Below are 247 nucleotides of genomic sequence, written 5' to 3'. Positions count from 1 at the left end.
ACGCGGCCTCATCACCCTGAACTTGGCAGTGAATACTGGCAGTGGGACGAAGAGATGCGCCTTGTCGCGCATACCGACGGCGAAGGGCGCACGACGCGCTATCGCTATGACGCCCAGGGTCGGATGACAGCGGTGACCGACCCGCTGGGCCTGACCACTTTGGTGGAGTACAGCCGTCAGGGGCTGCCCACCAAGGTGACAGACCCCGAAGGGCGTGTGCGCATGACACGCTTCGATCCGCGCGGGC

The 247-nt window shown here is 65.2% G+C and carries 1 protein-coding gene; it reads left to right on the top strand.

Going from position 1 to position 247, the window contains the following annotated elements; all coding sequences use genetic code 11:
- Nucleotides 1-54 precede the first annotated feature (54 nt).
- Nucleotides 55-247, top strand: a 193-nt coding sequence (locus R0J88_RS22485; protein ID WP_410901242.1) for an RHS repeat domain-containing protein, incomplete at its 3' end; no start/stop codon positions are given.

This window comes from Pseudoalteromonas sp. SIMBA_162 (assembly GCF_046535955.1).
Lineage (GTDB): Bacteria > Pseudomonadota > Gammaproteobacteria > Enterobacterales > Alteromonadaceae > Pseudoalteromonas > Pseudoalteromonas marina.
Note: the sequence above shows the minus strand (reverse complement) of the source record. Positions and strands in the feature narration are given on the sequence as shown.